The organism is Mesorhizobium sp. P160187, from assembly GCF_057766425.1.
In genome coordinates this window covers 2,562,610-2,586,731 of record NZ_JBYMDX010000003.1, presented here as the reverse complement: position 1 = coordinate 2,586,731, position 24,122 = coordinate 2,562,610, and the positions used below count along the sequence as shown (strand labels likewise).

At 63.6% G+C, this 24,122-nt stretch carries 23 protein-coding genes; 11 read left to right on the top strand and 12 right to left on the bottom strand.

Annotated features, from left to right (window positions below; genetic code table 11):
* Window positions 1-31: 31 nt before the first annotated feature.
* Window positions 32-490, top strand: coding sequence for an SRPBCC family protein (locus AC3CCE_RS15900; RefSeq protein ID WP_023696771.1), 459 nt, complete (start codon window positions 32-34; stop codon window positions 488-490).
* A 160-nt stretch (window positions 491-650) separates the two neighbouring features.
* Here the strand turns inward: AC3CCE_RS15900 and AC3CCE_RS15895 are convergent, their stop codons facing one another.
* The 3 genes from AC3CCE_RS15895 to AC3CCE_RS15885 all read right to left on the bottom strand — a co-directional run bounded on the left by AC3CCE_RS15895 (window position 651) and on the right by AC3CCE_RS15885 (window position 3,568).
* Window positions 651-1,841 (bottom strand): Mrp/NBP35 family ATP-binding protein, encoded by a 1,191-nt coding sequence (locus tag AC3CCE_RS15895; RefSeq protein WP_027049316.1) that lies wholly within the window; start codon window positions 1,839-1,841, stop codon window positions 651-653.
* A gap of 77 nt (window positions 1,842-1,918) precedes the next feature.
* Window positions 1,919-2,923, bottom strand: coding sequence for an inorganic phosphate transporter (locus tag AC3CCE_RS15890; protein ID WP_023688789.1), 1,005 nt, complete (start codon window positions 2,921-2,923; stop codon window positions 1,919-1,921).
* Window positions 2,924-2,926: 3 nt separating this feature from the next.
* Window positions 2,927-3,568: a DUF47 domain-containing protein gene (locus AC3CCE_RS15885; protein WP_023673429.1), complete on the bottom strand. Its 642-nt coding sequence runs from the start codon at window positions 3,566-3,568 to the stop codon at window positions 2,927-2,929.
* Window positions 3,569-3,726: 158 nt separating this feature from the next.
* Between AC3CCE_RS15885 and AC3CCE_RS15880 the strand changes: the two genes are divergently transcribed.
* From AC3CCE_RS15880 to AC3CCE_RS15835, 10 genes are all read left to right on the top strand, one after another.
* Window positions 3,727-4,626, top strand: a complete 900-nt coding sequence (locus AC3CCE_RS15880; RefSeq protein WP_023703519.1) for a LysR family transcriptional regulator — start codon at window positions 3,727-3,729, stop codon at window positions 4,624-4,626.
* A gap of 194 nt (window positions 4,627-4,820) precedes the next feature.
* Window positions 4,821-5,300: a formate dehydrogenase subunit gamma gene (locus tag AC3CCE_RS15875; RefSeq protein ID WP_023738147.1), complete on the top strand. Its 480-nt coding sequence runs from the start codon at window positions 4,821-4,823 to the stop codon at window positions 5,298-5,300.
* Window positions 5,297-6,853 carry a formate dehydrogenase beta subunit gene (locus tag AC3CCE_RS15870; protein ID WP_023673426.1) on the top strand — a complete coding sequence of 519 codons (1,557 nt, stop codon included), beginning with the start codon at window positions 5,297-5,299 and terminating at the stop codon, window positions 6,851-6,853. Before AC3CCE_RS15875 ends, AC3CCE_RS15870 begins: the two co-directional genes overlap by 4 nt.
* Before the next feature lie 10 nt (window positions 6,854-6,863).
* Window positions 6,864-9,776, top strand: a complete 2,913-nt coding sequence (gene fdhF / locus AC3CCE_RS15865) for a formate dehydrogenase subunit alpha (RefSeq protein ID WP_023673425.1) — start codon at window positions 6,864-6,866, stop codon at window positions 9,774-9,776.
* A gap of 220 nt (window positions 9,777-9,996) precedes the next feature.
* On the top strand, window positions 9,997-10,827 hold the full coding sequence (gene fdhD / locus AC3CCE_RS15860; RefSeq protein WP_352496886.1) for a formate dehydrogenase accessory sulfurtransferase FdhD: 831 nt from the start codon (window positions 9,997-9,999) through the stop codon (window positions 10,825-10,827).
* Complete coding sequence (locus AC3CCE_RS15855; RefSeq protein WP_023688796.1) at window positions 10,817-11,131, top strand: formate dehydrogenase subunit delta; 315 nt, start codon at window positions 10,817-10,819, stop codon at window positions 11,129-11,131. Before fdhD ends, AC3CCE_RS15855 begins: the two co-directional genes overlap by 11 nt.
* 134 nt (window positions 11,132-11,265) lie before the next feature.
* Window positions 11,266-12,819: an alpha/beta fold hydrolase gene (locus AC3CCE_RS15850; RefSeq protein WP_023823790.1), complete on the top strand. Its 1,554-nt coding sequence runs from the start codon at window positions 11,266-11,268 to the stop codon at window positions 12,817-12,819.
* Window positions 12,820-12,929: 110 nt separating this feature from the next.
* Window positions 12,930-13,409 (top strand): carboxymuconolactone decarboxylase family protein, encoded by a 480-nt coding sequence (locus tag AC3CCE_RS15845; RefSeq protein WP_023688798.1) that lies wholly within the window; start codon window positions 12,930-12,932, stop codon window positions 13,407-13,409.
* Between the two features lie 76 nt (window positions 13,410-13,485).
* Entirely contained in the window at window positions 13,486-13,848 is a 363-nt protein-coding gene (locus AC3CCE_RS15840) for a nuclear transport factor 2 family protein (RefSeq protein WP_352496887.1), read from the top strand.
* Window positions 13,849-13,903: 55 nt separating this feature from the next.
* Window positions 13,904-14,218, top strand: a complete 315-nt coding sequence (locus tag AC3CCE_RS15835) for a hypothetical protein (protein ID WP_023834344.1) — start codon at window positions 13,904-13,906, stop codon at window positions 14,216-14,218.
* A 28-nt stretch (window positions 14,219-14,246) separates the two neighbouring features.
* Here AC3CCE_RS15835 and AC3CCE_RS15830 read toward each other — a convergent pair whose 3' ends face one another.
* From AC3CCE_RS15830 to AC3CCE_RS15790, 9 genes are all read right to left on the bottom strand, one after another.
* Window positions 14,247-14,945, bottom strand: a complete 699-nt coding sequence (locus AC3CCE_RS15830; RefSeq protein ID WP_023755750.1) for a DUF3592 domain-containing protein — start codon at window positions 14,943-14,945, stop codon at window positions 14,247-14,249.
* Between the two features lie 153 nt (window positions 14,946-15,098).
* Window positions 15,099-16,526: a gamma-aminobutyraldehyde dehydrogenase gene (locus AC3CCE_RS15825; RefSeq protein WP_023673417.1), complete on the bottom strand. Its 1,428-nt coding sequence runs from the start codon at window positions 16,524-16,526 to the stop codon at window positions 15,099-15,101.
* 105 nt (window positions 16,527-16,631) lie between these two features.
* Window positions 16,632-17,447, bottom strand: a complete 816-nt coding sequence (locus AC3CCE_RS15820) for an ABC transporter permease (RefSeq protein ID WP_023673416.1) — start codon at window positions 17,445-17,447, stop codon at window positions 16,632-16,634.
* Window positions 17,437-18,402, bottom strand: coding sequence for an ABC transporter permease (locus tag AC3CCE_RS15815; RefSeq protein WP_352496890.1), 966 nt, complete (start codon window positions 18,400-18,402; stop codon window positions 17,437-17,439). The genes AC3CCE_RS15820 and AC3CCE_RS15815 overlap by 11 nt, the downstream gene beginning before the upstream one ends.
* A gap of 220 nt (window positions 18,403-18,622) precedes the next feature.
* Window positions 18,623-19,621: an ABC transporter ATP-binding protein gene (locus AC3CCE_RS15810; RefSeq protein WP_352497095.1), complete on the bottom strand. Its 999-nt coding sequence runs from the start codon at window positions 19,619-19,621 to the stop codon at window positions 18,623-18,625.
* A 206-nt stretch (window positions 19,622-19,827) separates the two neighbouring features.
* A complete protein-coding gene (locus AC3CCE_RS15805) occupies window positions 19,828-20,982 on the bottom strand; it encodes an ABC transporter substrate-binding protein (RefSeq protein WP_023692632.1) in 1,155 nt (384 codons plus the stop codon).
* Between the two features lie 211 nt (window positions 20,983-21,193).
* Window positions 21,194-22,105, bottom strand: coding sequence for a LysR family transcriptional regulator (locus AC3CCE_RS15800; RefSeq protein WP_023673412.1), 912 nt, complete (start codon window positions 22,103-22,105; stop codon window positions 21,194-21,196).
* Between the two features lie 80 nt (window positions 22,106-22,185).
* Window positions 22,186-22,797, bottom strand: coding sequence for a DedA family protein (locus AC3CCE_RS15795; RefSeq protein WP_023712606.1), 612 nt, complete (start codon window positions 22,795-22,797; stop codon window positions 22,186-22,188).
* Between the two features lie 407 nt (window positions 22,798-23,204).
* Window positions 23,205-23,969 carry a DeoR/GlpR family DNA-binding transcription regulator gene (locus AC3CCE_RS15790; protein WP_023685103.1) on the bottom strand — a complete coding sequence of 255 codons (765 nt, stop codon included), beginning with the start codon at window positions 23,967-23,969 and terminating at the stop codon, window positions 23,205-23,207.
* Window positions 23,970-24,122: the final 153 nt, after the last annotated feature.

The following is a 24,122-nucleotide window of genomic DNA, read 5'->3' as shown; positions in this document are numbered from 1 at the left end:
TAGGCCTTCGAAGTCTGTCCGGGAGGTGTCGATGGCTTTGGTGATCGAAGGCGAGGAACGCATTGCCGCCCCCCTGCAGAAAGTGTGGGACGCGCTGAACGATCCGAAGGTTTTGCAGGCGACCATTCCCGGCTGCCAGCACCTGGAGATGAAATCGCCGACCGAAATGGCGGCGACGGTGGTGTTGAAGATCGGACCGATCAAGGCGACATTCAACGGCGAGGTGACGTTGAAGAACCTGAAGCCGCCGCACTCCTACACCATCCAGGGCGAGGGCAAGGGCGGTATTGCCGGCTTCGCCAAGGGTGGCGCCGACGTGACGCTGACGGCGGACGGGCCGGATGCGACGGTCCTCAAATACGCGGCCAAAGCCGAAGTCGGCGGCAAGATCGCCCAACTCGGCAGCCGGCTCATCGAATCGACTTCGAAGAAGCTGGCCGGGCAGTTTTTCTCAAGCTTTGGTGAGAAGGTGGGTTCCCCTCCCCCTTGAGGGGAGGGTGCCTCGCGAAGCGAGGCGGGTGGGGTCGCCTCAACTGCCTCAACCTGAGTTGAGCTGCCTCGACTTGTAAAGAAATAGCGTCGAGCGTGTCACCGCGGACCCCACCCGGCCCTTCGGGCCACCCTCCCCTCAAGGGGAAGGCATATCCGAGCTACTCGAACACGATGTTCGGCACCGCCGCTTCGGCCGCGCCGCGTTCTTCGTTGACCCGGTCCCAGACCTTCGAAGCAATGCCGCGATAGATCTTCGCCTCGGCGCTGTCTGGCTTCGACGCTACCACCGGAGCACCTTCATCAGAACTTTCGCGAATGCCCATTTCCAGCGGCACTTCACCGAGGAAGGTCACGCCGAGTCGCTCGGCCTCGCGCCGCGCCCCGCCATGGCCAAAGATGTCGTAGCGCTTGCCGGTATCGGGGGCTATGAAATAGCTCATGTTCTCGACGATGCCGAGCAGCGGCACGTCGACCTTCTTGAACATATTCAATCCTTTGCGGGCGTCGATCAGCGCCAGGTCCTGCGGGGTCGAGACGATGACGGCGCCGGCCAGCGGCACCTGCTGGGCCATGGTCAGCTGCGCGTCGCCGGTGCCGGGCGGCATGTCGACGACGAGCACGTCGAGGCGGCCCCATTCGACCTCGCGCAGCATCTGCGTCAGCGCCGACATCACCATCGGACCGCGCCAGATCATCGGCGTCTCCTCGTCGACGAGGAAGCCCATCGACATCACCTTAAGGCCGTAATTCTCCATCGGTTTCAGGATCTTGCCGTCGACGGTCTGCGGCCGGCCATGGATGTTGAGCAGCCTGGGCATGGACGGGCCATAAATATCGGCATCGAGCACGCCGACACGCAAACCGTTGGCGGCGAGGCCAAGCGCGATGTTGACAGCGGTGGTCGACTTGCCGACGCCGCCCTTGCCGGACGCCACCGCGATGATCGCCTCGATTCCGGGCACGCCGCGCTTGCCCGAGCTTTGCGAGGCCGGGGCGTGCGGGGCTGGGGAGTGTGGAGCTGGGCGCGGCGCGGCGGGCGCGGCCGTCGGTGCCGGCCTGGGCGCCGGGCGCGACGCAACCGGAGCCTCCATGCCGCCGCCCTTCTTCTCCGCCGTCAGCGCGACGACGGCGCCGGCGACACCAGGGATCGCCTTGACGACACGCTCGGCTGCGGCGCGCAGCGGCTCCATCTCCTGTGCGCGGGCGGCGGGAACGGTGATCGAGAAAAACACTTTCGAATCGGCGATGAAAATCTCCGAAACCATGCCGAGGTCGACGATGTTGCCGGTGAAGTCCGGCCCGTTGACCGTCTTCAGACGCTCGGTGACGATTTCCTTGGTGACGGACATGCATTATTCCCTAAGGCGTTTGGCTGCGGCTCAGATAGTGCAGATTGGCAGCGACTCCAAGCACCACGGTGTCCGCCTCACCTTGCCAGGCCAACCGCAAGGTAGGTGAGCGCCGAAATTGCAGCCGTGGCCGGCAAGGTGACGATCCAGGCGATGACGATGTTGCCGGCAATGCCCCAGCGCACGGCCGAGACGCGGCGGGCGGCGCCGACACCGATGATGGCCCCGGTGATGGTATGGGTGGTCGACACGGGGACGCCGAGCCAGGTGGCGGCAAACAGGGTGATGGCGCCGCCGGTCTCGGCGCAGAAGCCCTGCATCGGATTCAGCCGGGTGATCTTCGAGCCCATCGTGTGAACGATGCGCCAGCCGCCGAACAAAGTGCCGAGCGCCAGTGCTGTCTGACAGGTGAGGACGACCCACAGCGGCACGTAGAACGTCCCGCCGAGCATGCCTTGCGAATAGAGCAGCACGGCGATGATGCCCATGGTTTTCTGGGCGTCGTTGCCGCCGTGCCCTAGCGAATAAAGCGAGGCCGAAAAGAACTGCATGACGCGGAAAGTGCTGTCGACGGCGAACGGTGTCTGGCGCACGAACAGCCAGGAAACGGCCAGGATGAGGACCAGCGCCAGAACAAACCCTGTCGCCGGCGACACGACGATTGCGGCGACCGTCTTGCCAAGCCCGGTCCAGACGATGGCGCCGGGCCCAGCCTTTGCAACGCCGGCGCCGACAAGCCCGCCGATCAGGGCATGCGAACTGCTGGACGGGATGCCGGCAATCCAGGTGACGATGTTCCAGACGATAGCGCCGACGAGCGCCGAGAAGATCACCGCCGGCGTGACGATGCTGACGTCGACGATACCTTTTCCCACGGTTTCAGCCACGTGAAGGCCGAAGAACATGAAGGCGATGAAATTGAAGAAAGCCGCCCACAGGACCGCATATTGCGGTCTCAGCACGCGGGTGGAGACGATGGTGGCGATGGAGTTCGCTGCATCGTGCAGGCCGTTGAGAAAATCGAAAAACAGCGCGACGGCGACAAGGCCGATCAGCACGGGAAAGGCGATGGTGGCTTCCATTGCCTAAACGTTCTCGATGACGATGCCGCTGATCTCGTTGGCGACGTCCTCAAAGCGGTCGACCACCTTCTCCAGCTGGCCGTAGATCTCCGAGCCGATCAGGTAGGCCATCGGATCGCTGCGGCCATGCCGCTTGAACAGGTCCTTCAATCCCTGCTCATGCAGATCGTCGGCGCGGCTTTCGACGCGCATCACCTCTTCGGCGATGGCGTTGAGGCGTACCGTGTGCGTGCCGACCTTGCTGAGCAGCGGGATCGCTTCGGCAACCAGCCTGGAGGCGGCAACGATGACGCCACCCATCTCCTGCATCAGCGGGTCGAATTCCTTCTTTTCGAACAGCTTCACCGTCTTGACGGTCTTGTGCATCATGTCGATGGCGTCATCCATCGACTGGATCAGGTCCTTGATGTCGCCGCGATCGAAGGGCGTGATGAAGGAACGCCGCACCGCCAGCAGCACTTCGGCCGTGATATGATCGGCCTCGTCCTCGAGATCGATGATCTTCTGGCACCAACGATCGATGTCCTTGCCCTGCAGGAGCTGCTCCAGCGCCTCGGCGCCGCCGACCACGGTGCGGGAATGCCGTTCAAAGAGGTCGAAGAAGCGATCTTCGCGCGGCAAAAGCTTGCGGAACCAGCCCAGCATGTCCGATCTCCTCGTATTCCATCCAACCACATAGCGCCGTGTTCGGCCGGGGGAAACAGCCAGCCGGCCCAAAGATGTGGATGCATGGCCAATTGCGGGTAGAGCTTGCGGCGAAAGGCAATTTCCCCGACCTTGCGCGCAACGAACGGACGGATGGTATGATCGACAAGCTCGAATTCTTCATCGCGCTGGCCAAGGAGGAGCATTTCGGCCGGGCGGCGGAAGCGTGCGGCGTCACGCAGCCGACCTTGTCGGCCGGGATCAAGCAGCTGGAGGGCCAGCTCGGCGTCATGCTGGTCAATCGCGGTTCGCGCTTTCAGGGGCTGACGCCGGAAGGCAAGCAGGTGCTGGTGTGGGCGCGTCGCATCGTCGGCGATTCCAGGACCATGCGCGAAGAGATGCGGGCGGCGCGACATGGCCTGTCCGGGCGTATCCGTATTGCCGCCATCCCAACCGCCCTCGCCATGGTGGCGCGGCTTACGACGCCATTTCGCGAGAAGCATCCGGGCGTCACCTTCTCTATCCTGTCGCGCACCTCGATCGAGGTGTTGTCGCTGCTCGGCAATTTCGACGTCGATGCCGGCATCACCTATCTCGACAACGAGCCTCTCGGACGGGTGACCAGCGTGCCGCTCTATGACGAGCGCTACCAGCTGATCACGGCGGTCGGAAATCCTTATTCGGATCGCGACAAAGTGACATGGGCCGAAATCAGCCAGCTGCCGCTCTGCTTGTTGACGCCGGACATGCAGAACCGCCGCATCATCGACCAGCATCTGGCCGAGGCCGGCGTGCAGGTGCGGCCGACACTGGAATCCAACTCGATGATCGTGCTGTTCTCCCACATACGGACAGGCAAATGGTCGTCGATCATGCCGCTCAACCTGGCGGAAACATTCGGTTTTTCCGAGCCGATCCGGGCCATTCCGATCGTCGAACCGGATGCCAGCCACACGGTCGGGCTGGTCGCCGCGCCGCGCGAACCGCACACGCCGCTGGTGCAGGCGCTGCTGGACGAGGCGATGGCGCTGGCAGACGATTTCCGCACCAATCGCTGAGCTAGTCATAACTGGTCAATCGGCGCGATAGAAATTTTCTATCGTGCAACGAAACCGCTTTATTGATTTCAGAGGTTTCCTCTGATTTCTTAAGCACTTAGCGATTAAGCGGCGTAGGCATGTCGTTGTTCCAAAACCGCTTCATGCTTTTGGACGATTATATGCATCGATCGCTACGATAGGGAGGGCGCTGCGTGACGATGCAGCCTGCAAGTACCGAGATACAGTCGCGCACGGCGGCGATCATCCAGGAGTTGAAGGGCCTCGAAGGCCCCCTGCTGCCGATCCTGCACGAGATCCAGGAAGAATTTGGCCACGTGCCGCAGGACGCCGTGCCCGTCATCGCCGATGGGCTGAACCTGTCGAGGGCCGAAGTGCATGGCGTCGTGACCTTCTATCATGATTTCCGTGCCCGGCCGGCTGGCCGGCATGTGCTCAAGCTTTGCCAGGCGGAAGCCTGCCAGTCGATGGGTTCGGATGCGATCGCCGCAAAGGTCAAGCAGTTGCTCGGCATCGATTTCCATGAGACCACCCGCGACGGATCGGTTACGCTTGAGCCTGTCTATTGCCTCGGGCTGTGCGCCTGTTCACCGTCGGCGATGCTGGATGGTGAGGTGATCGGGCGGCTCGATGACGAGAAGATCGAAGAGATCGTCGCGGAGGTACGCTCATGATCCCGCGCATCTACATTCCAGGTGACTCCGGCGCGCTGGCGCTCGGCGCCGAAAAAGTCGCCAAGGCTGTTCGTGCGGAACTGGCCGAACGGGGTGTCGAGGCCAAGATCGTCCGCAACGGCTCGCGCGGCGCCTATTTCCTCGAACCGATGGTCGAGGTCGCGACCGAAAAGGGCCGCGTCGCTTACGGGCCGGTCAAGCCATCGGACGTCAAGAGCCTGTTCGACAGCGGCTTTCTCACCGGCGGGCATCACAAGCGCTGGCTGGGCGCGCCCGACAAAATCCCGTTCCTGGCCAAGCAGACGCGCCTGACCTTTGCGCGTTGCGGCATCAACGACCCGCTATCGCTCGATGCCTACAAGTCACTGGGCGGGCTCAAGGGCCTGCAGAACGCGGTGGCCATGGCGCCGCTCGACATCGTCAAACAGGTCACGGAATCGGGCTTGCGCGGCCGAGGCGGCGCCGGCTTCCCGACCGGCATCAAGTGGAAGACGGTGCTCGATACGACATCTGACCGCAAATACATCGTCTGCAATGCCGACGAGGGCGACAGCGCCACCTTTGCCGACCGCATGATTATGGAGGGCGACCCCTTCGTGCTCATCGAAGGCATGACGATTGCCGGCATCGCCACCGGCGCGACCAAGGGGTTCGTCTATATCCGCTCGGAATATCCGCATGCGGTGGCTGTCATGAACAAGGCTGTCGAGGTCGCCCGCAAGGCAGGCGTGCTCGGCGTCAGCGTGCTGGGTTCGCCCAACGCCTTCGACATGGAAATCCGCGTCGGCGCCGGCGCCTATGTCTGCGGCGAGGAAACTTCGCTGCTGAACAGCCTTGAAGGCAAGCGCGGCGTGGTGCGAGCCAAGCCACCGCTGCCGGCAATCCAGGGTCTGTTCGGCAAGCCGACGGTGATCAACAACGTCATCAGCCTGGCCTCCGTGCCCATCATCATGGACAAGGGTGCTGCCTTCTACAAGGATTTCGGCATGGGCCGCTCGCGCGGCACGATCCCGATACAGATCGCCGGCAACGTCAAGTTCGGCGGCCTGTTCGAGGCGGCGTTCGGCATGACGCTGGGCGAGATCGTCGACGATATCGGCGGCGGTACGGCCACAGGTCGCCCGGTGAAGGCGGTGCAGGTCGGCGGCCCGCTCGGCGCCTATTTCCCGCGCGGCCTGTTCGACACGCCGTTCGACTACGAAGAGTTCGCGAAGCGCGACGGGCTGATCGGCCATGCCGGCATCACCGTGTTCGACGACACGGCCGACATGCTGAAGCAGGCGCGCTTTGCCATGGAGTTCTGCGCCATCGAAAGCTGCGGCAAGTGCACGCCCTGCCGCATCGGCTCGATACGCGGGGTGGAGACCATCGACCGGCTTGCCGCCGGCATCGAGCCGGAGAAGAACCTGGCACTGGTCACCGATCTCTGCAACACGATGAAGTTCGGATCGCTCTGCGCGCTGGGCGGCTTCACGCCCTATCCGGTGATGAGCTCGATCACCCATTTCCCCGAAGATTTCAAGCCCGCGCCGGCGCGCGTGGCTGCTGAATAGGAGCTGGCAGATGAATATCAAGGCCGACTTCCCGACACTCATCGAAGAACTCGATTACGGAACCCCGGAATCGAAGGCGCAAAAGCAGGTTACGCTGATCGTCGACGGCCGCAGCATCAGCGTGCCGGAGGGTACGTCGATCATGCGCGCGGCGATGGAAGGCGGGGTCGAGATCCCAAAACTCTGCGCCACGGACATGCTGGACTCGTTCGGCTCCTGCCGCGTCTGCCTGGTCGAGATCGACGGGCGCGGCGGCACGCCGGCATCCTGCACGACCCCCGTCGGCGAAGGCATGGTGGTGCGCACGCAATCCGAGCGGCTCGACGCCATCCGCCGCGGTGTCATGGAGCTTTACGTCTCCGACCACCCGACCGGCTGGAACGAGAAGGCCGGCACCGGCGCCAGCGAGTTCGACGTTGTGGCGAAATCGGTCGGCCTGACCGAGAACCGCTTCGGCATTGAGGGCCGCAACCACGTCAAGCAGGAAAACGGCGTCGCGCCCGGCCATGGCTCGCTGGCGGTCGACTACATCGCCCGCGACGAGTCCAACCCCTATTTCACCTATGATCCGGCGCAATGTATCGTCTGCTCGCGCTGCGTGCGGGCCTGCGAGGAGGTGCAGGGCACCTTCGCGCTGACGATCGAGGGCCGCGGTTTCGAATCGCGCATGGTCGCCGGCATGCACGAGGATTTCATCGCCTCCGAATGCGTGTCCTGCGGCGCCTGCGTGCAGGCCTGTCCGACCGATGCGCTGCGTGAAAAGACCGTGCTTGAGAAAGGCATGCCCGAGCGTTCCGCTGTCACCACCTGCGCCTATTGCGGCGTCGGCTGCTCGTTCAAGGCCGAAGTGAAGGACGACGAAGTCATTCGCATGATGCCCTACAAGGACGGCAAGGCGAACCACGGCCACTCCTGCGTGAAGGGCCGTTTCGCCTATGGCTATGCCACCCACAAGGACCGCATCCTGTCGCCTATGATCCGGGAAAAGGTCAGCGATCCCTGGCGCGAGGTGAGTTGGGAAGAGGCCATCGCCCATACGGCCAAGGAATTCCGCCGTATCCAGTATCAATACGGCCGCACCTCGATCGGCGGTATCACGTCCTCGCGCTGCACGAATGAAGAGACCTATCTCGTCCAGAAGCTGGTGCGCCAAGGCTTCCGCAACAACAATGTCGACACTTGCGCGCGCGTCTGCCACTCGCCGACCGGCTACGGCCTCGGCCAGACCTATGGCACCTCGGCCGGCACGCAGGATTTCGATTCCGTCGATTTCACCGATGTCGCCGTCATCATCGGCGCCAATCCGGCTTCCGCGCACCCGGTGTTCGCCTCGCGGCTGAAAAAGCGGCTGCGCCAGGGCGCCAAGCTGATCGTGCTCGATCCGCGCCGCACCGAAATGGTCAAGTCGGCGCATATCGAGGCCGACTATCACCTGCCGCTGAAGCCCGGCACCAACGTGGCGGTGCTGACGGCGCTGGCGCATGTCATCGTTACCGAAGGGCTTTTCGACGAAGCCTTCATCCGCGATCGCTGCGACTGGGCGGAGTTCCAGGATTGGGCTTCTTTCGTCGCCTTGCCGGAAAACAGCCCCGAAATCGTGGGCAAGCTGTCCGGCGTCGATCCCGAACTGATCCGAGGTGCTGCACGGCTCTATGCCAAGGGCGGCAATGGCGCGATTTATTACGGCCTCGGCGTGACCGAACACAGCCAGGGTTCGACCACGGTTATGGCTATCGCCAACCTTGCCATGGCGACCGGCAATATCGGCCGCCCGGGCGTCGGGGTGAATCCGCTGCGCGGCCAGAACAACGTGCAGGGTTCCTGCGACATGGGCTCGTTCCCGCATGAACTGCCGGGCTACCGCCACATCTCCGGCGAGGCGGTGCGCGACATCTATGAGACGTTGTGGGGGGTGAAGCTCGACGACGAACCGGGCCTGCGCATCCCCAACATGCTGGATGCCGCCGTCGACGGATCCTTCAAGGGCATCTACATCCAGGGCGAGGACATCCTGCAATCCGACCCTGATACCAAGCATGTCGCGGCCGGCCTGGCGGCGATGGAATGCGTCGTCGTGCACGACCTGTTCCTCAACGAGACAGCTAACTACGCGCATGTCTTCCTGCCGGGCTCGACCTTCCTGGAAAAGGACGGCACCTTCACCAATGCCGAGCGCCGCATCAACATGGTGCGCAAGGTGCTGGAGCCGAAGGCGCGCTATGCCGACTGGGAAGCGACACAGGAGCTTGCCCGCGCGATCGGGCTGGATTGGAACTACCAGCATCCCTCCGAAATCATGGACGAGATCGCCAAAACGACGCCAAGCTTCGCCGGCGTCTCTTTCGATCTGCTCGACCGTGTCGGATCGGTGCAATGGCCCTGCAACGAGAAGGCGCCGCTCGGCACGCCGATCATGCATATCGACGGCTTCGTGCGCGGCAAGGGGAAGTTCATCCGCACAGAATATGTGGCGACCGACGAGCGGACCGGGCCGCGTTTCCCGTTGCTGCTGACCACCGGTCGCATCCTCAGCCAGTACAATGTCGGTGCACAGACAAGGCGCACCGAAAACGTCATGTGGCACTCGGAGGACCGGCTGGAGATCCATCCGCACGATGCCGAGAACCGCGGCCTGCGCGATGGCGACTGGGTGCGGCTGACCAGCCGTTCGGGTGAGACGACGCTGCGTGCGCTGATCACCGACCGGGTGTCGCCAGGTGTGGTCTACACAACGTTCCACCATCCCGACACGCAGGCCAACGTCATCACCACCGACTTCTCCGACTGGGCGACCAACTGCCCGGAGTACAAGGTGACCGCGGTGCAGGTCGGCGCCTCCAACGGGCCTTCGGACTGGCAGCGCGATTATAACGAGCAGGCCGAGCAGAGCCGCCGCATCGCAAAGCTGGAAGCGGCGGAGTAGTCTTGCCACGGCGTTCGACAATAAGAGCTTCAATCTTGACGGTTGGTCGACCCCTACTCCGTCGAGCTTTGCTCAACACCTCTCCCCCGATCGACGGGGGAGAGGAAGGACGCGAGCTTATGCCGCCTGGCGCCTTTCCTCTCCCTCCGGAGGGGGGAGAGGAAAGGCGCGAGCCTCCACAGCTACTGCGAAGGACGGACAGGGCAGAGGGGCGCGCCTCGTGACCCGAAAAGGCCAAGCCACCACCCAAATCTCTCGCCTTGCCCACCGCGCCAGCGGCACTGCGGCGGCCAACCGCATGGTGCCGGAGGAGACGCCGGTGGCGTTCTCCTTTGCCGGCACCACCCATGCGGTGATGATGGCGAGCCCGGCCGATTTCGAGGATTTCGCGCTCGGCTTCTCTCTGACCGAAGGCATCATAGCCTTGCCTGACGAAATCGATGCGATTGAGGTCGAGGACCATGGCGCCGGCATCGATATCCAGATCCGGCTGAAGGACCAGGCCAATACGCGCTTCGAGACGCGGCGCCGGCGCTTGGCCGGGCCGGTTGGCTGCGGGCTGTGCGGCATCGAATCGATTGAGGAAGCGATGCGCTCGGTCGACAAGGTTGGTGCGTCCAAGCTTACGCTTGAAGCCGACGATATCACCCGTTCGGTAAAGCTTTTGTCCAAGGTGCAGCCTCTGCATTCAGAAACCGGCGCCGTGCATGCAGCGGGCTTCTACATTCCCGGCAAAGGCATCGTCATGGCGCGCGAGGATGTCGGCCGGCACAATGCGCTGGACAAGCTGGCCGGCGCGCTGGCGAAGGCCGGCATTGACGGTGCATCGGGCGCGGTGGTGGTGACATCACGCGTCTCGGTGGAGATGGTGCAGAAGACGGCGGCGATCGGCTCGGCCTTCATCATCGCCGTCTCGGCGCCGACAGCGCTCGCCATCCGCACCGCTGATGAGGCCAGCATGACGCTGGTGGCGCTGGTGCGCGGCGACGATTTCGATGTTTTCACCCACCCGGAACGGGTGGTCTTGGGAGTTGCCCAGCATGTCGCATGACGAAGAACACATCACGAGCACCGGGGAAAAGCTGGTGCGCATGGCCAACCAGATCGCCGCCTTCTTCCATTCAAGGCCCCGCGAGGAAGGTGTGGCGGGCGTGGCCGAGCACATCAACAAGTTCTGGGAGCCCAGGATGCGCCGGCAGTTCTTCGAGATGCTGGACAGCGGCGGCGAAGGTTTTGACGAACTCGTCGTCGTGGCCTCGGCCAGGATCAAGCGGCCGAAGACCGAGGAGCAGGCCGATGTGAGCATCGGCTACGTCCAACCCACGGGTGCAGAGAGCGCCGCTCCCCAGAAATAGCCTCCCCCAGAAATGGCGGGCGAACACGGTTCGCCGCGGGCTATATTCCTGTCTTCTAAAGTTTGGCTGCCGCATCCGCCGGGCGTCTGCTATGGTCGGCGATCAGAAATCGTCTGGCCGGGCGGGATAGCAACGTGAGGCCGATCGAGACGCGATATGCCCTCAGCGGCGACGTGCGGATCGCCTATCAGGTGGTCGGCCAGGGATCGTTCGACCTGGTTTTCGTGCCTGGCTTCATCTCCAATCTCGACCTGCATTGGGAAGACGAGGGCTACGCCAGGCTGTTGAAACGGCTCTCGGCGTTCTCGCGGCTGATCCTGTTCGACAAGCGCGGCACCGGCCTGTCCGACCGCGTCGACCCACGCCACCTGCCCAGCCTCGAAACCCGCATGGACGATGTGCGCGCGGTGATGGATGCCACCGGCAGCGGCCGCGCGGCCTTGCTCGGCGCTTCGGAAGGCGCGCCGATGGCAATGTTGTTTGCCGCCACCTATCCGGAACGGACACGAGCGCTGGCGCTCTATGGCGGTTATGCGCATTTCCACAAATGGGTGATGTCGCCGGAGCGCCTCGAGGCCTTCATCGCGACGGCCGGCACGGAATGGGGCACGGGCGCCACACTGCCCAACTTCGCTCCCGGCCGGGTAGATGATGCGCATTTCACCCAGTGGTGGGCCCGCTTCGAGCGGCTGTCGGCCAGTCCGACGGCAGCGGCCGCTCTTGCCCGAATGAATGCCGGGATCGACGTGCGCGGCGTGCTTTCGGCGATCGGCGCACCGACTCTGCTCATCCATCGCCGCAACGACGCGCGGGTGGACCCCGGAGCCAGCCGCTTTCTGGCGAAAAACATCTCGAATGCGCGACTGGTCGAGGTCCCCGGGCGCGACCACCCGATCTGGACCGGCGATGTCGACCGGGTGGCCGACCTGATCGAGGAATTCCTGACCGGCGAGCGTGCCGTGGCCGAAGCGGAGCGCGTGCTTGCCGCTCTTCTGGCGACACGCATCTACGACACGGCGCGGGTTGGCGACCGCATGTGGAGCGAGCGCAGCGAGCGCTTCCAGGAGAGCTGGCGGCAGCTGGTCGGCCGTCATGGCGGACGCGTTGCCGGCATCCATGGCGAATTGATGATCTCGCGCTTCGACGGGCCGGCGCGGGCCATACGCTGCGCGGCGGCACTGCGCGATGCGGCGCAACATATGGGCATTGCAAGCGCCCAGGGCGCCCATGTCGGCGAGGTCGAAATGCGCGGGCCGCCCGTGGGGCTGATGGCACGGGTGACGATGCAGATCGCCGCCCATGCCGGGCGCGGCGACATTCTGGCGTCGCGGCTGGCGGCCGATCTGGCGGCGGGGTCCGGCCTGTATTTCATCGATGCCGGGCGTGTCACGGTGGATGAGCTGGACGAGCCGCTGGCGCTGGTCCAGGCGACGTCGGAACAGCACCTGGAGCCGGCCTGCCGCCCCAAGGCGAAACCCGCCGAGCCGGCTCAACTGACGGCGCGCGAAAGCGAGGTGGTGATCCTGATCGCCGACGGCAAGAGCAATGCCGCGATCGCCGCCGAGCTGAGGCTCAGCGAGCATACGGTCAAGCGTCATGTCGCCAACATATTGCTGAAGCTCGATTTGCCGTCACGGGCGGCGGCAGCGGCATTTTCCGCCAGGCAGGCTGGCCCGGACGGGCCATAGGGACCATGGCGCTTTCGGGCGAAGCGGCCAGGTGGGGTCGAGGCGTACCAATTCTCTCCACGCAGGCCAGGCGGATGTCGCCGGGAAAGGCACTGCGGATGGAGGATGCAATGCTGAAGTCAAACAGGTCGATCAAATCGCTGGTGATAGCGGCAGGCGTTGGCGCGCTGTTCACGATCGCTCCCGCCAGGGCCGAGGATGCCTCGGCGGCCGCCGCCTACAAGGACATCGAGGCGACGCTCGGCTCGGTGCCGGACATGTTCAAGACGCTGCCGGATGTCGCGGTTGCCGGCGCCTGGGCCGAGATCAAGGGTGTGCAGCTCAACCCCAAGACCGCGCTCGACGGCAAGACCAAGGAACTGCTGGGGCTGGCCGTCGCCTCGCAGATCCCCTGCCAGTACTGCATCTATTTCCACACCGAGGCCGCCAAGCTCAATGGCGCGACCGATGAGGAGATCAAGGAAGCGATCGCGATGGCGGCCATCGTTCGCCACTGGTCGACGATGCTCAACGGCAGCCAGGTCGATTTCGCGACCTTCAAACAGCAGACCGACGGCGTGTTCGCAGCCGTCAAAGCCAAGTCGCAGTGAAAGACAAACGCCCGGCGGTGCGCGCCGGGCAGTGCTTGATCATCAACCGCCCGATCGACGGGCCATGGAGGAAGAAATGCTGACAAAGACGCAAAGCGTGGACGGCGCGGCGATCAAGAAAGCGATCGAAGGACGGGACGGCAGGATGCTGGCGAGCTTCTATGCCGACGACGCGCTGGTGCGGGTGATCGACCGCAACAATCCGCCGAGCAAGCCGCGCGAGATCCGCGGCCGGGCGGCGATCAGCACGTTCTGGGACGACATCTGCAGCCGGGCGATGACCCACAAGGTCGACACCACCATCGCCGACGGCGACAATCTCGCCTTCACCCAGGCCTGCGTCTATCCGGACGGAACGAAAGTGTTCTGCGCGGCGATGCTGGAGCTGAAGAATGGGCGGATTGCACGACAGACGGTCGTGCAGGCTTGGGACGAGTAGTTGCACCGCGAAAAGATCAACCGCGGTTTGGGCCGCAAAACTGGAGGAGACAAAAATGTTCAGCGCCAGATGGCAGATCGACGCCAAGTTCGGGCACAAGCAGACCGTGCTCGACCTGTTGAAGAAATGGGAACGCGAGATCGGCTCTCAGGTCGGCATTGCCGATCTCGAGTTCCAGATCATGACCGGTTCGATCGGAGCTCGGGAAGCGACGGTCGAATCGCATCATCAGGTCGAAAGCCTTGCCCAGCTGGAGGGTTTCTTCGCCAGGATCGGCATGATCGACGCCCACGCCAAATGGGGCAAGGAGATGGAGCCCTACGTCGTTTCAGGCACCAGCCTTTGGAACATCTACCGCATCGTGGAGTAGCCGTGGCAGGTGCAGCAGTTTTCGGCCATCAGTTGCGGCGGCCGAAACTCGTCCGCTGCCCGGAAAACCGCCCTTCCCTGGCCAATCCGGCAGCCGCGACACGTGCCGGCTGATTGGGCAATGTGGCCTGCTTGGCCAGGGCCGCCGCTATCAAGGCGTCGGCCTGGCGCGCGCGCTGGTCCGCGCCGGCATCTCCGGCAGGGTTGCCCGCCACGGCGGAGGTCGACATCCGCCGGCGGGGTTTGAAAGCAAGATAGAGAAGCAACGCGCCGAGCAGTCCAGCCCCAATGACGATCGTCAAACGCGTGCCGGTCATGCCGGTGCGTTCGATCTGGGTGGGGTTGGCGGGGTTCTGGACGACGGTGAGCTTGTCGCCGACCTGCGGTTCGCGGGCACCGTTCTTGTTCAGCTCCATCGTGGCCTCGACGGCGTCGGCGCCGGTGCCGACGCGCAAGGTGCCGGTGAATTTCTGGGTCACCTTCCACTCTTTGTCAGCATGAACCGTCTTGAACGCATCCACCAGTTCGCACGGGATCGTGGCGGTGCTGACGGTCTTGTAGACAATCTTGTGGGTGGTCGATTCCATGTCGCATTCGACATTGACCGCGAGGATTTCAGCAGGCGCCTCGGGCCAGCCGCTCTTCTTGATCATGTCCTTGCCGCCGAACACAGCGATCAGCAGACAGAAGCCGGCAATGAGTACCAGCTTGATCTTGGTCGTGTTCATGCGCAAACCCCTCGCCGCGCGGTTTCCCGGCAAGAGGCTGCTCGTTCAGGTTGAATATTCAGTAAATCGTGAACTCCCGCCGTACCGCAAAAGTAACTCTCGCTTAATGTACAGAAAACGGGTTGGCGAATATTTTAGAGATAGTGGCGGCCTCTACCCATGCGCCACCATCACATGACGAACGGCGGTATAATCCTCCAGCGCATAGAGAGACATGTCCTTGCCGTAGCCAGACTGCTTCAGCCCGCCATGCGGCATCTCGTTGGTCAGCATGAAATGGGTGTTGATCCAGGTGCAGCCATATTGCAGACGGGCGGCCGTCGCCATGGCGCGCGAGACGTTCTTGGTCCACACCGAGGATGCCAGGCCGTAGTCGCTGTCATTGGCCCAGTTCACGGCTTCATCGACTTCGGAGAAGCGGGTGATGGAGACGACCGGACCGAACACTTCGCGGCGCACGATCTCGTCTTCCTGCAGCGCGCCGGCAACCACCGTCGGCTGGTAATAGAAGCCGGAGCCTTCGCCGGGCTTGCCGCCGGTGGTGATCTCGATGTGCTTCAGTTCCGAAGCGCGCTCGACGAAGCTCGAGACGCGATCGCGCTGGCGGCGCGAGATCAGCGGCCCGATCTCGTTTTCGGTGTCGTCGGGCTGGTTGTATTTGATGGTCGAGACGGCAGATGAGAGATCGGCGACGAGCTTGTCGTAGATCTTCTTGCCGGCATAGATGCGGCAGGCGGCTGTACAATCCTGCCCGGCATTGTAGTAGCCGAAAGCGCGCAGGCCGTTGACCACGGCGCCAAGGTCGGCGTCGTCGAAAACGATGACCGGCGCCTTGCCGCCGAGTTCCAGATGCGTGCGCTTGACCGACTTGGCGGCGGCCTGCAGCACCTTCTTGCCCGTGGCGACGTCGCCGGTGATCGAAATCATGTTGACCTTGGCGTGATTAATCAGCGTGTTGCCGACGCTGTCGCCGCGGCCGAGCACGACATTGACGACGCCCTCGGGCAGAACCTCGGCCAGGATCCTGGCCAGCTTCAGCGCCGTCAGCGGCGTCTGCTCCGACGGCTTGAAGACGACGGTGTTGCCGCCGGCAATGGCCGGCGCCAGCTTCCAGGCCATCATCATCAGTGGATAGTTCCACGGCGCGATGGAAGCGACAATGCCGATCGGATCGCGCCGCACCATCGAGGTGTGGCCGGGAATGTATTCGCCGGCGACCACGCCCGGCATCGAACGCACAGCGCCGGCAAAGAAACGATAGCAGTCGACGATCGCCGGGATCTCGTCATTGAGCACGGCGTTGATCGGCTTGCCGCAATTCAGCGCCTCGAGCGCCGCGAACTCCCGCGCGTTGGCCTCGATGCGGTCGGCGATCTTGAGGAGATAGCCGGAGCGCTGCGCCGGCGTTGTGCGTGACCACAAGACGAATGCTCGCCCGGCGGCAGTAACAGCCGCCTCGATCTGCGCCTGGCTTGCTTCAGGCAGGTTGAGAATGGTCGCCCCGGTCTTTGGATTCAGAATCGGCTCCTCGGTCTCGGTGCCGTTCTCGAACTTCGAGCCGATCAGCATCTGGGTGTCCATGCAGGTTCTCCTCGGTCAGGAGCGAGTAGCGAATAGCGAGTAGCGAATAGGGCTGGTCGTGCAATCTCCCCTATTCGCTATTCGCTACTCCCTATTCGCTGTTCTTCATTTGCCCGAACCGGCGATCTGGTCGCCGTCGCGGGTCAGGTAATAGGCGGCAAGGATGGGCAGCAGCGTCACCAGCACCACGACCATGGCGACGACATTGGTGACCGGACGCTGGCGTGGGCGGATCAGCTCTTCCAGCATCCAGATCGGCACGGTCTGCTGCTGGCCGGCGGTGAAGGTGGTGACGATGACCTCGTCGAAGGAGAGCGCGAAGGCGAGCATCCCCCCGGCAAGCAGAGCGGTGGCGATGTTGGGCAGCACGACGTGCCGGAAGGTCTGGAAGCCGTCGGCGCCGAGATCCATCGAGGCCTCGATCATTGAGCCGGAAGTGCGGCGGAAACGGGCGACCGCATTGTTGTAGACGACGACAACGCAGAAGGTGGCGTGGCCGAGCACGATCGTCCAGAACGAGAACGGGATGTCGGCTAGCGAGAAGGCCGAGCGCAACGCGATGCCGGTGATGATGCCGGGCAGCGCGATCGGCAGGATGACGAGCAGCGAGATCGTCTCGCGGCCGAAGAATTTCGTCCGTGACACGGCGGCGGCGCACAGCGTGCCCAGGATCAAGGCAATCGCCGTCGAGATGGCGGCGACACGGACCGAAAGCGACAGCGCCTGCCAGACATCCGGCCGGTTCCAGGTGACGGCAAACCATTGCGTGGTCAGCCCCGGCGGCGGCCAGACGAAGCTCTTCTCTTCCGTGGTGAAGGCATAGACGAAGATCAGCAGGATCGGCAGGTGCAGGAAGAGCAGGCCGCAAGCGGCTGCGATCTTGAGGCCGAGCGGGGCGGATTGCGAACCGTCAGAGCGCATCGAAGGCCCCCATGCGCTTGGCGCCCCAGAGATAGAAACCCATGATGACGATGGGCACGACGGTGAAGGCGGCGGCGAGAGGGATGTTGCCGGCTGTGCCCTGCTGCGAATAGACGGCCTGGCCGATAAACAGCCGCGACGTGCCGATGATCTGCGGGATGATGTAGTCGCCCAGCGTCAGCGAGAAGGTGAAGATCGAGCCGGCGACGATGCCGGGCAGCGCCAGCGGGAACAGCACGTTGCGGAAGGTCTGGCCCGGCGACGCCCCGAGATCGGAGGACGCCTCGACCAGATTGCCGGGCACGCGCTCCAATGCCGCCTGCACCGGCAGGATCATGAACGGCAGCCAGACATAGACGAAGGCGATGAAGGTTCCGGTGGCGGAGACCGACAGGGAATTGCCGCCGACGACCGGCAGCGACAGCCAGCCATCGAGCATCCAAAGCAGATGCAATTTGGCCAGCAGCCAGGTCAGAATGCCTTCCTTGGCGAGGATCAACTTCCAGGCGTAGATCTTGACGAGGTAGCTCGACCACAGCGGCAGCATGATTCCGAGATAAAACAGCGCCTTCCACCGGCCGCGGGCATAGCGCGCCGCATAATAGGCGATCGGGAAGGCGATGACGGCCGAGGCCAGCGTGACCAGCACCGCCATCGTGACCGTGCGCAGGATGATGTCGAGATTGGCGGGCTGGAACAGGTCGCCATAGGTCTTCAGCGTGAATTCGTGGTTGATGAGGCCGGAGAACTCGTCGATCGAAAAAAAGCTCTGCGCCAGAAGTGCGAACAACGAGCCGATATAGATAACGCCGAGCCATAGAACCGGCGGCAGCAGCATGAGGAACAGCAGCAGTTGCGGCTTGCGCCAGAAAAGGTCCGACAGTGCGCCGCGCATGCCACCGCTGCCGGGCAGGATGGCGGGGGCGGAGGTTGAGTTGAGCGCGGCGATGGTCATGGGGCGACCGCGTGCTGAAGGAACCCTGAGAAGCCGCGTTCCTTCACACCCCCCTCTGTCCTGCCGGACATCTCCCCCTCAAGGGGGGAGATCAGCAGTTTCGCTGCCTCGCCAAATCCCCAACGTTGAAGATTGGCGAAACCGGGAGGAACAGCCAATCTCCCCGCTTGAGGGGGAGATGTCCGGCAGGACAGAGGGGGGTGCTTGGCGCAAACCTCAATCATGCCGGCTCGTCCATCAAATGCAAATGCTCGCGGTTGAACGTCAGCACCACCGCTTCGCCTTCCGCCGGCAGCTTTGTCCCGGCCGGCACGATGGCGTGCAGCCTCAACCCGTCGGCGTCGAGCGCCAGCTTGGTCGTAGCGCCGAGATAGTTGGTTCCGACCAGGCGCGCGGCGACGCCCTCGCCTTTGGCGGCGCGGCCGATGCGGATGGATTCGGGACGCAGGCTGCCCCAGCGATGCTGGCCGGAATAGCGCTGGACGAAGTCCGGCGGCAGTACGTTGGAGGAGCCGACGAAATCGGCGACGAAGCGGGTCTTCGGCCGCTGGTAGATGTCTTCCGGCGTGCCGATCTGCATGATCTTGCCGTCATTGAAGACGGCGACGCGGTCGGCCATCGACAGCGCTTCGCCCTGGTCGTGGGTGACGAAGACGAAGGTGATGCCGAGCGCCTTCTGCAGCGACTTCAGCTCTTCCTGCATGTTCTCGCGCAGTTTGAGATCGAGCGCGCCGAGCGGCTCGTCGAGCAGAAGCACCTTGGGCTGATTGACCAGCGCACGGGCCAGCGCCACGCGCTGGCGCTGGCCGCCGGAGAGCTGGCCGGGACGGCGGGCGCCAAAGCCTGGAAGCCGCACCAATGACAGCGCCTCTTCCGCCGCCTTCTGCCGCTGCGGCTTGGCGACGCCCTTGACCATCAGCCCGTAGGCGACATTGTCCAGCACGTTCAGATGCGGGAACAGCGCGTAGTCCTGGAACACGGTGTTGACGTTGCGACGATAGGGCGGCATGCCCTCGGCGCGGTCGCCGAAGATCGAGATCGAGCCTGAGGTCGGCTGCTCGAAGCCGGCGATGAGGCGCAGGCAGGTCGTCTTGCCGGACCCCGACGGACCGAGCATGGCGAAGAACTCGCCGGGCACGATATCGAGATCGACCGCATCGACGGCGCGCACGCTGCCGAAATGGCGAGAGACTTTCTGGAAGGAAACGGCCGATGTCATGGGCTGTCCGTCTGTTGCCGGTTTGTGTTCGTCGAAATAGCTCTTGCCGCCACCAATCAGGCCAGCGGGCACGGCACTTCACCTCCCCCTCGATCGGGAAGGTCGCGGCGAAGCCGCGGGTGGGGTGACTAGCACCGGACGTCAGCGTTGCCCCCACCCCGACGCTGCGCGTCGACCCTCCCCACAAGGGGGAGGGTTAAGGGAGCTCACCGCCCGCCGATGACGCCGATATAGTCGGACACCCAGCGGTAGTAGGGCACGCACTGGTCGTTCTGGGTGGCGCACTTCGAGACCGGCGTCTTCCAGAACTTGATCTTGTCGAAGTTCTCGTAGCCGTTGGTCTTGCAGCCTTCCTCGCCGAGCAGCTCGTTGCCCTTGCAGGCAGCGGGCACCACGGGGAGCGAGCCGAACCAGGCCGAGACATCGCCTTGCACCTTGGGCGACAGCGAATGCTCAAGCCACATATAGGCGCAGTTGGGATGCGCGGCGTCGGCCTCCATCATGGTGGTGTCGGCCCAGCCGGTGACGCCTTCTTCCGGCACGGTCGAGGCGACCGGCTTCTTGGCGGCAACCAGCGTGTTGACCTGGTAAGGCCACGAACCGGAAGCGACGACGCCTTCGTTCTGGAAGTCGTCGACCTGGATGGCGGCGTCATGCCAGTAGCGGCCGACCAGCGTCCGCTGAACACGCAGCAGCTCGAGCGCTGCCTTGTACTGGTCTTCGTTCAGTTCGTACGGGTCCTTGATGCCGAGTTCCGGCTTGTGGAACATCAAATAGTTGGCGGCGTCGGCGATGTGGATCGGGCCGTCATAGGCCTGGACGCGGCCCTTGTTGGACTTGCCGTCCGGCAGGTTCATTTCCTCGAAGACGACGTTCCAGCTCTTGGGCGCTTCCTTGAAGACATCGGTGTTGTACATCAGGATGTTCGGGCCCCACTGATAGGGAACGCCGTAATGCACCTTGTCGACGGTGAACCAGGGCGCATCCTTCAGACGGTCGTCTACCGCCTTCCAGCTCGGGATGAGATCGGTGTTGATCGGCTGCACGCGCTTGCCGGCAACGAGGCGCAGCGATGCGTCACCCGAAGCGGTGACTAGATCGAACCCACCCTCATTCATCAGCGAGACCATCTCGTCGGAGGTGTTGGCGGTCTTGACGTTGACCTTGCAGCCGCTCTCCTTCTCGAAGGAGGTCACCCAGTCATAGCCCTTGTCGGTTTCGCCGCGCTCGATGTACCCCGGCCAGGCAACGATGCTGACCTCCCCTTCGCCCTTGCCAAGTTCCTTGACCTGGGCGACGGCCTGACCGGAAAAGGTCAGCGCGACCGTCAAGGCGGTGCACGTCTTCAGGAATGAATTCATCGTCAATCTCCCATTTTGGCGCCTGACTGCGAAGCGAGTCGCCGCCGCGGTCAGCCGCAGGCTGAAAAGCGTCAGTTCATCCGATGGCACGTTGCCGCTCTGATGGCGGCTTTCGTCCCTGACATCAAAAGTGCTCGGAAAATTCCGGTTTCGCAAATTCATTTATCAGAAACGCGATATCGGTTTTTCCGATAGATAACCACGCACCCTATCAACGCTGCTGGCGTACCATACGCTGCGACTGGGCAAGGCCGATGAAGTCGCGCGACGCCTGCGGCAGACCGGAGCCGCGGCGCCAGACCATGCCGACCTGGACGACCGGCAGGGAACCCGAAATGTCGCGCGATTCGATGCGGTCGCCTTCCAGCGACCACGGCCGGTAGACTAGGTCGGGCAGCAACGCCACGCCCGCACCTGTGGCGACGAGGCTGCGAACGGCTTCGACCGAGCGGGTGCGAAAGGCGACATGCGGCCTGGCGCCGATCGCCGCCAGAAGCTTGCCGGTGTTCTCCTCGATCTCGTCGACGGTCAGCATGATCAGCGGCTCGCCGGCAATGTCGCCTATGCCGATAATGTCGGCGCTGGCCAGCTTGTGGCCGAGCGGGACCCACAGCCGGTAGGCCGAGACCTCGAGGATTTCCGACTGCAGCGCGGTGCGGTCGCGCAAATTGGAGGTGACCATGACGGCAATGTCGAGCTTGCCGCCGATCAGCAGATGTTCGAGATAGTCGCCATTGTCCTCGATGGCCGAGACATCGACGCCGGGATAGGCGCGGCGGTAGCGCGCCAGCAGATCGGACAGCACATAGCCCGCGACCAGCGAGGTGACGCCGAGCTGCAGCCGCCCGCCGGCCACCACCTGGTCGTCGGAAAAAGCGCGGCGCGCGTCGGAGACGTCGGCCAGGATCTTGGTCGCATGGCGCAGGAACTGGTGGCCTTTGTGGGTAATGTTGAGGCCACGCGGATGGCGCTCGAACAATTCGACGCCGAGATCGCTCTCCAGCTCCTTGATCGCCTCGGTGACCGAGGATTGCGAGATGGAGAGGTTTTGTGCGGCGCCCGACACCGTGCCTTGCTCGGCGACGGCAATGAAGAACTGCAGCTGGCGGATGGTGAAAGCCATGGCCGGACTAAACACCGGCGCGCCGGGGAAGGAAAGCCGAAGGCGGAGCTTATACCCATACGGCTTGAGGCGCCTCCTGGTCAGCCGAACCCGAGGCGCCGCCGGCAGGCTGAACCGTAGCGCAGCGCGAGCATGAACGCCGTCTCCAGCGCCATGACGATGACGATGATGCGAAAGCCGATGGCATAGGAATCCCGGCCGCTGCCGCGCATAAGGTAGCCGGTGACGAGGAAGCCGGTGTTCCATAGCGTGGCGCCGAGCAGCGTCGCCGCCGCGAAGGGCAAGAGTGGAAGACGGAGCGCGCCGGCCGCGATCGGCAGATAGTTGCGAACCGTCGGGATGAACTGCGCCAGCAAGGAGACCCGGACATGATGGCGGCGATAGGCCTGACCAAGCTTGCTGTAGGTCGCATAGCGCAAGCAGACATATTTGCCGAAACGCTGGACCAGCCTGTCGGCACGATCCAAGCCAATCCGACGACCCAAACTATACCAGACAAGGCAGCCTGTGATGGCGGACAGCGTCGTTACCAGAAGCAGGATCGCCAGCGCCGGGAGATCGGGGGCTGCCGTCATGCCGAGGAACAGCAGCAGCACATGCGAGGGCGGCAGCGGCAGGATCTTTTCTGTGAAGGCGAGGCAGGCGACGCCGAGCAGGCCGAAGCCCAGGATCGCCGACAGTGGATCAGTCATGCGAAGCGCCAGTCATAGGTTTTGAGGTTCTTGATCCTGGACACCTTATACACCGTCATACACCGTCGCCGGCGGAAAGTTGCGGAATGTCCGGCCAAGCCGGGTCGGCTTCAAGGTCGGAGCGCGCAAGCGTCCAGGCCATGAGGAAAGACAAGGCATCGTTTGCAGCATGGTGGCCTCATTGCTGATGCGGGCGATTCGCCCGGCCCGCATTTCGACGAGGCGCTGTTTGCAGCTGCCAAGTTGCATGGACATTGCGAAGAGCGGGATGTGTGAAAAAGAAATTCTTCCCCCACAATGACATCTTCTGCGGCCGGGCGACGCGGCGCGCATGATGCACAACATCGCCTTCGCGGCTCGGGTGGCGGCATGGCCGGGATTGCGGCGCACCAGCCGCTGGTATTTGGCTAGGCGGCAGCGATGCTGAGGCGCGCTCCAGCCTCGGCAAGTGCCGAGGCAATGTCGCGCGGCGGCGGCTGGTCGGTGGCGAGTTCGGAAAAACCGTCGAAGCCGCAGACCTGGACTAGACCCTGGCGACCGAACTTGGTGTGGTCGGTGATGACCAGCGAGCGCTGGCCGCGCGACAGCACCATGCGGGCGAACTCCGCCTCTTCCAGATCGTAGTCGGCAAGGCCTGCGGCGGCATCGACGGCGCCGATCGAAATCACCGCATGGCTGACCGAGAAGCGGCTGACGAAATCGATCGCCGAGGCGCCGAAGGCGGCTCCGGAATCGCTGCGCAATTCGCCGCCGGCCATATAGACCTTGTTGCCGTTGACGGTGGCCAGCGTGCGGGCGATATCGGACGAGTTGGTGACGACCGTCAGCCGCCGGTGGCCGAGCAGTTCGCGGGCCAGGAACGAGGTCGTGGTGCCGGTGTCCAGCATGACCGATTCACCGTCGCGAATGGTGGCAGCGACCATGCGGGCGATCAGCCGCTTGGCCTCGGCATTGTCGCGCATGCGCCGCTCGAAGGGCGCTTCGCCGGCCATCGACGGCAGGCCGATGGCGCCATGCATCTTGAGCACCGAGCCATTGCCGGTCAGTGGCTTGACATCCCGGCGCACCGTTTCAAGCGAAACCCCCAGCCGGTCGGCGAGGCTGGCAATGGTGACGGTGCCCTCTTCCTTGAGGAGGCGGAGGATTTCGCCATGCCGTTTCGAATGGATCATCTGGCTTCCTGAATTTTGCGGCCTGCCCGGTTTTAGGGCAATGCCGCCGTTTTTAAAGGAATTGCTCGTGGTTTCGGGCAAAACACCCAAAAAAAGTCACAACATTTCATTGACAGTTAGGTAGCACTGGCGTGACATTGACGGCGTGACAGC